We start from the raw sequence: 7899 nt of genomic DNA on the forward strand, positions 1-7899 counted from the left end.
CTTTGTCCCCTAACTTTCGGCGAGTCCCCCCAGACTTTTTGAGAAGCTTCTAATTAACCAATAAGCTTAAAAAAGATTGCTCCTAATATAAATAAACCAAAACCCAAACGATACCAAACAAAAATCCAAGTATCTTGTTTTTGCAAATAACGAATTAACCAAGCGATGGCCAAATAAGAAAAAACCCCCGAAGAAATAACTCCAACAATCAGAGGAATAATAATATCATTAGAAAGTCCCATATCCACCACTTCTTTTAACTCTACCAACCCTGCCAAAGTAATAGCTGGAATCCCTAAGAGAAAAGAAAATCTAGCTGCAGTTGCCCGTTCTAAATTGAGGAATAAACCCGATGTAATGGTTGATCCTGAACGAGATACCCCAGGAATCAAAGCTAGAGATTGAGCAAATCCCATTAAAATTCCGTCCTGCAAAGTTAATTGTTCAAAACTTCTTTTGTGGGTGCTAATTTTTTCCGATAAAGCTAATAGTAATGCCATTACAATAGAAGCTCCCGCAATTACTTCAACACTGCGTAAAGGAGAATTATCCAAATCAGCGATTAAAACCTTCATGGATAAGCCGAAAAATACAATAGGTAGAGTGCCTAAAAGAATACCTATTCCCAAGCGAAAATCGTGGGATTGATAATCTGATTGACGAACTGCCCTAATCATTCCTTGGGTAATTTGGCTTAAATCTGACCAAAAATACCACAACACTGCAGCAATACTGCCCAGTTGAATCACAGCAGTAAACGCAACCCCCGGATCACCCCATCCTAAAACCACAGGAACTACCTTTAAATGGGCTGTGCTACTGATGGGAATGAATTCTGTTAACCCCTGTACCATGCCTAAAATAATTGCCTGAAACCAATTAAATTTAGCGATCGCAGAATCAGGGGTTGATTCTTGGGCTAAGCTCAAAGGAGACAGAGCAAAAACAAGACCACTACATAAGGTAATTAGGGGAAATAATTTTTTAATTGAGGGTTTCCGTTGAATCATGATTGAGGATATTAAGAGTGAATTCTCAGAGATTTTATCATTAAGTTGGTCAAATACTGTTCAACTGCAAAGCAATTCTCTCCATTGACATTAAAAAAACAAAAATAACTGTGAAAATTGAGAAAAATTTGTTATGCTTGCAAAACATTGTGGTTAATTGTTTCAATATTTCCCTTCCATTTTATGAGTAATATTCAGGTTAGTGTGAGAATACCGCCTCAGTTATACGAAAAATTATTAGCTCATACTAATGTTGCTGGCCTTTCTAAGTCAAAGATAGTTGCTCAAGCTTTATCTCAATATCTAGAATTGAATCAAAAAGATTGCCCCTCTATAGAAGAAAGACTACTACAAATTGAAACAAGGCTCGACTCTCTAGAGTCTTCCCTGAAAACAGAAGAACCTACATCGGCACTGTCGTCTACAGATATTAAATATCAATCCTCGTCTCCCCTAGACATACCACCGTTAGAAAAATTTTCCTTTGAAAGACCAATTGTTGACGAAACAGGAAACATTTTAAAACGGGTTAAGGGTGAATCTCAATGTTTCAAAGAAGAGTTGGGAGAAGGGAATATTTTGGAGATGATTTATATTCCCGAAGGAACTTTTCTCATGGGATCATCTTTCACCGAACCGGGTTCTCAAATATGCGAACAACCTCAACATTCTGTCAGCTTAAAAGGGTTTTTCTTGGGAAAGTATCCCATTACTCAAAAACAGTGGGAAATTGTTGCCCAATATCCCAAGGTTAACCGAGATTTAGAGGTTTCTCCCTCTTGTTTTAAAGGTAACGATCGCCCAGTAGAGTCTATTTCCTGGGAAGATGCTATGGAATTTTGCCATCGTCTCTCCCAACACACTCAACATTCTTATGGACTTCCTAGCGAGGCACAATGGGAATATGCTTGTCGTGGAGGCACTATCACTCCGTTTTATTTTGGTTCAACGTTAACCGGTGATTTGGCAAATTATATGGCCAAGCACATATATGCAGGGGAAAGTTCCAGTTTTTACCGTCAAGAAACCACCTCTGTCACCTCTTTTTATTCTAACCCCTTCGGATTATACGATTTACACGGTAATGTCTGGGAATGGTGCGCCGATGCTTGGTATCCCACCTACGAGAATGCACCAACTTCTGGGCAACCTCGTTTATCCTCTCAACGGGAGACTCGTCGCGTCTTAAGGGGGGGTTCATGGGATGAAGACGCTTATCATTGTCGTTGTGCATCCCGTTATGCTTATCATCCTCAAGCAGTTGGGGTGAGTCGCATTGGTTTTCGGGTGATGTTAATAACTTAAGATTAATTCTGATTGATAAGGACTTTAAAATACCATTACAAAAGAATTAACATTGCATCTCCAAAAGAATAAAAACGGTACTTTTCTTGGATAGCATTTTGATATAAATCTAACAATCTTTCTCGTCCGATTAATGCGCTAACTAACATTAATAAGCTGGACTTTGGTAGGTGAAAATTGGTAATTAGCCCATCGATCACACGCCAAGAATAGCCAGGATAAATAAAAATGTCTGTTTTACCTCGAAACGGTTTTAAACCCTGTTTCCCTTCCATTTCTGTTGCTTTGGCTGTTCCTTCTAATGACCTCACTACCGTAGTCCCAACGGCAATCACCCGACCACCATTAGCTTTAGTTTTTTTTATTTTATCGATAGTTATTTCTGGTACTTCTATCCATTCTTGGTGCATCTTATGTTCTTTAATATTCTCTATATCAACAGGACGAAAAGTTCCCAGTCCAACGTGCAGAGTAACATAAGCCTGATTGATACCTTTTTGTTGTAACTTTTCTAATAATTCTTCTGTAAAATGTAATCCTGCTGTGGGAGCAGCCACCGCCCCAGGTTTTTCAGCATAAATAGTTTGATATTGCGATGGGTTGGCCTCAGATTCGGTTACATAAGGAGGAAAAGGAATTTGACCAATTTTTTCGATTTTTTCCCAAAATAAGTCTACAGAATCTGTTTTGAATTTGAGTAATCGTCCCCCCGTTTCTTCATCTCTATCTACTACAGTTGCTACTAAAAAATTATTTTGATCATCGTCATTATTATCTAGTTTAAAATAAATTTCGCTACCAATTTTAAACCGTTTTCCAGGTTTTACTAAACCTAACCAACATAAAGGCTCTTTCTCTTCTAATAACAAGATTTCTACCGGTGCGCCCGTAGATTTTTTCCCATACAACCGTGCAGGAATTACACGGGTATTGTTAAATACTAATAAATCTCCTGGTAGTAACAACTTCGGTAATTCCCAGAAGACACTATGAATGTGGGTTTTTGGGGAGTCAATCACCAATAAACGGGAACGATCTCGAGGAATCATGGGATTTTGAGCAATTAAATCCCCCGGTAGATGATAATCGTAGCTAGATAATAAGTGATCATTACTCATAGATGGATAGTTCCCAAAACAGGTTCATTCGTTATATGATATTAAGATAGTGTAAAATGAGATACACAATATTAGAATTCACGTCGGTATTTACTCCAATAAGAGCCAAGCAACTTTCGCACTGTATAAGTACATACACTGCAAATTTTGCGTGGTTGGGTAGTTTCCCCCATCAAACCCCAGTAAAATAGGGGAGAAGTCCCCTATAACAAATGAAGCAATCATTGGCACACTAGAGTTAGAGGAGTTGTTCAGAGGAAAAATTAAGGGGGAACACCATGGACTATATTTATTTTTTAGCTAATGCAAGCTTAACTTTGAGGGTGATCGAATATCTACAAAGAAAGTACGATTCATCCTGTTGTGTAATGACTGTTATCCACCAAATCAATGGTTGGATTATCAAAATCAAATTTAGACAAACTTTTACTCCACAACAGCATGGGGACTTCAAAGCCTTTATGAATGAGTTAGGAATTCCTTACGAGTTGGAAATTCGCCTACAGATGGTATTCTGGAGTTTAGAAACAGGTCAGTCTCCCATTGACGTTATGAGTCGTTACCAAGTAGCGATCGTCTCTCACGGTTCACCGGATAGCAACGATATTGAGGCATTTCGTCAGCAATTCACTCGAGGACTAGGTTATTGTCCTGAAACCCTGGCTTAGCTTGTTTTTATTAATAAAATCGCCAACGTAGCTACGCTAACTATCAACATTAGTCCTGCTGGCATAAATTTTCGAGTTTTCCACAGTCGAATACCAAAGACAATGGCCAGTGAAAAGGTAAGAAATTGAGCTAAAACCAAACCGACAGCCATTTGTTGCCACTGCAAAGCACCGGAAATTAATAATAGTAAACTACTAACGACACCTGAAATCAAAGAAGGTTTACTTTTGGCACTGATATAGCCAATGATTCCACCAACAAGCAGTAAAACTCCATAGATTAAGGTAACTAGTGTGGGTAAGTTCATAGAATTAATTAGTGGTAATCAGTTGCAAAACTCTCGATACATCACTCAATTCTCCTACTATACGTCTGACAGGTTGAGGCCAAACCCTTAGTAAAGTGGGAGTTGCAGAAACATGATGAGTTTCCGCCATTTCTGGATGTTTGCTAATATCAATCACCTTTAAGGTGTAAGGATAATTTAACTGTGTTTCCAAGAGATGATGAATTTTCTTTAAGGTGTGCTTGGTAGAAGGATTATTCCCTGAAACAAAAAGACGTAGAATATAACCCTGATGGCCCAGAAGATCGTCTTTTTTTTGCTTATCCACAGGACGAAACTGGTTTTTGAGTTCCTTTTCCCAACGTTCATCTAAACGGATCAATAACTCATGGTTTTCCCAAAGTTGAGGAAAATGAGGGCGATAGGTTTCAATAATGACAGGATTGCACGCTTGCTCTTGCCAATCAGCTTTCTTCCAAACCACGTCCTCAAGATCAAACAAAACACTCAACAGAGGCTCGTAACGATAAACAGCAGGATAAAGTTCAGCAACCGTTTTGATCCTTTTTTCACGGGTACAAAACCAACGGTCTACTGTTGCTGTGTAACCAGGAACAAGAAAGTGAGGGGGTTCCGGTAACTTTAACAATTCTTGTAGCACTAGGCATAATTGGGAGTGCCAATGGACTTGTTTGTTATTGTCTCGACAATAAACTAGATCACCACCTGGGGTAAAAAGGGCAATCCCCTTGAACAAGTCCGATACTACCCTTGTCGTTCCGGCCATGTTTGCTATTTTTTAAGAAAAATTACTACTCATAGGATGAAGGAAAACACAACTCTTTTATAACCTATTTTTAGTCCTTCATCCCCATTTCTTTATGGTTTTTCTAGATTCGACCCCTTAACATCATAGCAATTTCGTTGGGAGTGGGGGACAATTCTAGGGCAGTTTCCTCAGTAATACGTCCCTCTTGATAGAGATTGAATAGGGCTTGGTTAGTGGTAATCATACCATCGAATTCCCCATCCTTCATTAATTCAAGAATTTCGTCGTTTTTCCCTTGAATAACATAGTCTTTAACCGTTTCTGTGTTGATCAAAATATCGTGGTAAGCCGCCCGTTTTCCATCGGTTGTCCGACATAACCCTTGAGCAATAATGGCCACTAAGGATTCTGCTATGGCCACCCGCATGGCTTCGCGTTCTTCGGCGTTATATAAGCTCAAAATTCTTTCTAAAGTCTTCACAGCACTGTTAGTGTGAAGGGTTCCCATAACCAAGTGACCGGTTTGGGCGGCTTTGAGGGCGGTATTTACCGTTTCCTTATCCCGCATTTCCCCCACCAAGATTATGTCAGGATCTTCCCGTAAGGCTGCTTTGAGGGCGTTGTCAAACTTGAGGGTGTGCATCCCTACTTCCCGTTGTTTAATCAACGAGCGACGGCTTTGGTGGACAAATTCCACCGGATCTTCGATGGTAATGATATGTTTCGGGTGTTCTTTGTTGATGTAGTCCACCATGGCAGCCATAGTGGTAGATTTACCGGAACCAGTGGGACCGGTGACCAAAATTAATCCTTTATGAGAATCGGAAATATCTTTAAATATCATAGGTAACCGTAGTTGTTCCATGGTTAAGATATCTAGGGGAATCAGACGCAAAACCATAGCAGCTCCCCGTAAGCTATCAAAGATATTAATCCGCACCCTAGCGAATTCATACTGGGTTGCCCCATCAAACTCTAATTCCTTTTTGAACCGTTGGATTTCGTCTTCTTTGAGAATTTCTCTCATCCAACTCATAAAGGTTTTTTCATCGATTTCTGGGTACTCAAGGATAGTCATTTCCCCCCGATCGCGCATTCGAGGTTTTTCCCCTACCCCCAAGTGAACATCAGAAAACCCTTCATCGAAAGCATGGCGGACTAACTCCCCTAAACTGGGTTGTCCTGGCGCGCGACCAAAACTTCTGGGGGGTTCTGGTAAAGGGGGTGGTGTAGGCATAGATGGAGGAGTGTGTCGTGCTTCCAGAGGTGTGTTGGGAGTAGTGGACTCTACACCTTCTGGTTCTGTAACGGCAGGAGAAGCAGGCATAAATCCAGTGCTTCCTTCAACTTCTGGAACTGATCCAACATCCATCATGTCTATATTGGTGTCCTCGAAGTCATTAGCGGATGGCATGGGTGGTGGTGGTAACGGGGGTAGGGAGGGTCTTTGAGATTGGGTCATGAGCTTCCTGGTTGACTTATTTTTGTGTTTAGTATTCCCAAAATTTCTCAGAAAGCTTGATCTAGGGGCTGTTTCTGCTCTTGGTAATTGTTTGATTTCTGAAAAAATTACCTTCTGATTTTAAGAAATATTAATTCTGCTCCGTTGTGTAATCATTAAAAAGACACAATTGGGGTTGTAGCTAATGTAACAGTTAGGCCAATCTCGATGATCATTACAAAAGATTACATTGGATCTTATAAAGATAGGCTTGATCCCCGATGATTCCGTTAAAATACAAATGGTTTGCAACACTTCGCAACTTCTAACCCATAAAGTAACCTTTGAATGTAAATTTTTTTTTCAAGATACTCATTTTTGAGGTGAAATTATTTATACTGATTGACACAGCGTTATCTAGAAAATGTAGATAAAGTTACTGGTTTGCTCTGGAGGAAGATATGGAATTTGCACAAAAGACTAGATTGGAAAAACTCGATTCTCTAACGCTCATTAAGAGCTTTTTGGTCTGGAGTTTTACGTTAATCGTTTGCTTATTAGTTGTCGGGTTTCCCCTAGTTGTTTTGATGGCAACTTTTGGGGCTTTAGCATCAATTGTTTTACAATCGGTTTTACCAGTAAGTGCTGTTTTATTGGTGGTTGGTTCTTTGATTGGTGTTAATTTATTAGCAGTTTTCTTGGGAGCTGCACTGCTGACGATTAAAGGAATTCATCCCCAAGATGTTCATTGGTTGAGATGGCTGCACGGCGAAGCAACTCCTTCTCACACTTCTATTTATGCTGCTTGTCCTTTGACTTGTAATCTAGCTTCGTAGGTATCAAGCGGTAATACTGTTAGATAGTGATTTTGTTTTATCAATACAAGCTAGTGCAGCCCGGTTCTCAACCGGGCTTTTTTAATTTGGTACAGTTTTTAAGACTCGAAATAGGGACTACCCTTTATTCAGCCAACCCTATATAACTACAATCTTTTCTTAAAAAATAATCCTCCTAAGCCTAAAAGAAGCCATACAGTTGCTGAGATGGGAGACTCAGGAACTTCTGTATCTTCCTCAACTGTAATGGCCGTAGAAAAACCGATACCCATGGCCCCAGTAATGTTACTGGAAGCTTGCGTTTCGTTCCAGTACAGCACGTGCAATGCGGTGATACGTGTTAGATCCTCTTGGAAAGTAGCTGTAAAATCAGGATTAGTTGGCGATTGGTTAATAGAACCGGTGTTGGGAGTAAGTAAGTCAGCAGAATTAATTGTATATTTTATGGTATAGTTTTATCAGCAT

9 protein-coding genes are annotated in these 7899 nt (G+C 39.8%); 3 read left to right on the top strand and 6 right to left on the bottom strand.

Annotation, left to right across the window (positions count from 1 at the left end; all coding sequences use genetic code 11):
- Window positions 1-53: 53 nt before the first annotated feature.
- Complete coding sequence (locus P9B04_RS10675) at window positions 54-1010, bottom strand: undecaprenyl-diphosphate phosphatase (RefSeq protein WP_342054974.1); 957 nt, start codon at window positions 1008-1010, stop codon at window positions 54-56.
- 183 nt (window positions 1011-1193) lie between these two features.
- On the opposite strand from P9B04_RS10675, the gene P9B04_RS10680 reads away from it, so the two are divergent.
- The gene (locus P9B04_RS10680) at window positions 1194-2315 is read left to right on the top strand and encodes an SUMF1/EgtB/PvdO family nonheme iron enzyme (protein ID WP_446717990.1); all 1122 of its coding nucleotides are present in this window, start codon (window positions 1194-1196) and stop codon (window positions 2313-2315) included.
- Window positions 2316-2350: 35 nt separating this feature from the next.
- Here the strand turns inward: P9B04_RS10680 and queA are convergent, their stop codons facing one another.
- Window positions 2351-3433: a tRNA preQ1(34) S-adenosylmethionine ribosyltransferase-isomerase QueA gene (gene queA, locus P9B04_RS10685; RefSeq protein WP_342054976.1), complete on the bottom strand. Its 1083-nt coding sequence runs from the start codon at window positions 3431-3433 to the stop codon at window positions 2351-2353.
- 278 nt (window positions 3434-3711) lie between these two features.
- Between queA and P9B04_RS10690 the strand changes: the two genes are divergently transcribed.
- Window positions 3712-4101, top strand: coding sequence for a hypothetical protein (locus tag P9B04_RS10690; protein WP_342054977.1), 390 nt, complete (start codon window positions 3712-3714; stop codon window positions 4099-4101).
- Here the strand turns inward: P9B04_RS10690 and P9B04_RS10695 are convergent.
- From P9B04_RS10695 to P9B04_RS10705, 3 genes are all read right to left on the bottom strand, one after another.
- A complete protein-coding gene (locus tag P9B04_RS10695; protein WP_342054978.1) occupies window positions 4098-4409 on the bottom strand; it encodes a TMEM14 family protein in 312 nt (103 codons plus the stop codon). The two genes, P9B04_RS10690 and P9B04_RS10695, sit on opposite strands and share 4 nt — an antisense overlap.
- Before the next feature lie 4 nt (window positions 4410-4413).
- Window positions 4414-5175 (bottom strand): circadian clock KaiB family protein, encoded by a 762-nt coding sequence (locus P9B04_RS10700; protein WP_342054979.1) that lies wholly within the window; start codon window positions 5173-5175, stop codon window positions 4414-4416.
- Between the two features lie 103 nt (window positions 5176-5278).
- Window positions 5279-6619 carry a type IV pilus twitching motility protein PilT gene (locus P9B04_RS10705; protein ID WP_342054980.1) on the bottom strand — a complete coding sequence of 447 codons (1341 nt, stop codon included), beginning with the start codon at window positions 6617-6619 and terminating at the stop codon, window positions 5279-5281.
- Window positions 6620-7059: 440 nt separating this feature from the next.
- Between P9B04_RS10705 and P9B04_RS10710 the strand changes: the two genes are divergently transcribed.
- Window positions 7060-7434: a hypothetical protein gene (locus P9B04_RS10710; protein WP_342054981.1), complete on the top strand. Its 375-nt coding sequence runs from the start codon at window positions 7060-7062 to the stop codon at window positions 7432-7434.
- Window positions 7435-7580: 146 nt separating this feature from the next.
- Here the strand turns inward: P9B04_RS10710 and P9B04_RS10715 are convergent, their stop codons facing one another.
- On the bottom strand, window positions 7581-7760 hold the full coding sequence (locus P9B04_RS10715) for a hypothetical protein (protein WP_342054982.1): 180 nt from the start codon (window positions 7758-7760) through the stop codon (window positions 7581-7583).
- Window positions 7761-7899 lie beyond the last annotated feature (139 nt).

The organism is Crocosphaera sp. Alani8, from assembly GCF_038442745.1.
Classification (GTDB): Bacteria; Cyanobacteriota; Cyanobacteriia; order Cyanobacteriales; family Microcystaceae; genus Crocosphaera.

What these genes read in the sequence shown, in the direction of transcription:
- P9B04_RS10695 (WP_342054978.1), bottom strand. Translation starts at nt 4,409, where the DNA reads ATGAACTTACCCACACTAGTTACCTTAATCTATGGAGTTTTACTGCTT.
- P9B04_RS10705 (WP_342054980.1), bottom strand. Translation starts at nt 6,619, where the DNA reads ATGACCCAATCTCAAAGACCCTCCCTACCCCCGTTACCACCACCACCC.
- queA (WP_342054976.1), bottom strand. Translation starts at nt 3,433, where the DNA reads ATGAGTAATGATCACTTATTATCTAGCTACGATTATCATCTACCGGGG.
- P9B04_RS10680 (WP_446717990.1), top strand. Translation starts at nt 1,194, where the DNA reads ATGAGTAATATTCAGGTTAGTGTGAGAATACCGCCTCAGTTATACGAA.
- P9B04_RS10710 (WP_342054981.1), top strand. Translation starts at nt 7,060, where the DNA reads ATGGAATTTGCACAAAAGACTAGATTGGAAAAACTCGATTCTCTAACG.
- P9B04_RS10690 (WP_342054977.1), top strand. Translation starts at nt 3,712, where the DNA reads ATGGACTATATTTATTTTTTAGCTAATGCAAGCTTAACTTTGAGGGTG.
- P9B04_RS10700 (WP_342054979.1), bottom strand. Translation starts at nt 5,175, where the DNA reads ATGGCCGGAACGACAAGGGTAGTATCGGACTTGTTCAAGGGGATTGCC.
- P9B04_RS10675 (WP_342054974.1), bottom strand. Translation starts at nt 1,010, where the DNA reads ATGATTCAACGGAAACCCTCAATTAAAAAATTATTTCCCCTAATTACC.